The organism is Alcaligenes sp. Me129 (assembly GCF_050487245.1).
GTDB lineage: Bacteria > Pseudomonadota > Gammaproteobacteria > Burkholderiales > Burkholderiaceae_B > Alcaligenes > Alcaligenes phenolicus.
The window spans coordinates 1-574 of record NZ_JBKQGX010000046.1; the positions used below are offsets into that span (position 1 = coordinate 1).

Sequence of the window (574 nt, forward strand, 5' to 3'; positions counted from 1 at the left end):
GTCAAACCCGCTGCCCCCCTTTGCCCGGCCCGGGTCTCGGGGTCCTTCTCCTCTCCTTGCCCCCGCCTCTTGCCCCGCCCTTCTCTTCTCCTCTTCCCCCTCCCTTTCTCTTCTCCCCCTCTTCCTCTTCCTCCTCCTCTTCTCTTTTCTCTCTCTTTTTTCTCCTCTTCCCCTCCCTCCCTCCCTTCCTTTTCTTCCTTTTTCTCTTTTCCCTCTTCTTTTCCCTCCTTCCTCCCTTTCTTTTCTCTTTTCTCCTCTTTTTTCTCTCTTCCCCCTTCTCTCTCCCCCTTCTCTCTTCTCTTTTCCCTCCCTCCCTTCTCTCTCCCTCTTCTCTCCTTTTCTCCCCCCTCCCCTTCTCCCTTTTCCTCTTTCCTCCCTCCCCTTTCTTTCCCCTCTTCCTCTTCTCTCCCCCTTTTCCTCTCCCTTCTCCTCCCTTCCTCCCTTTTTTCCCTCCTTCTCCCTTTCCCCTCCCTTTCTTTCCTCCCCTTTTTCCCTTTTTTCCCCTTCCCTCCTTCCCCTCTTTTTCCTTTTCCTCTTTTCCTCCTTTTTTTTTTTTTTTTTTTTTTTTTTTTTT

The 574-nt window shown here is 51.2% G+C and carries 1 protein-coding gene; it reads right to left on the minus strand.

Features of this window, described 5'->3' with window-relative positions; genetic code table 11:
* Position 1: 1 nt before the first annotated feature.
* Positions 2-574 (minus strand): hypothetical protein (locus ACLPGZ_RS19635; RefSeq protein ID WP_429641901.1); only part of this gene is annotated, 573 nt, incomplete at its 5' end.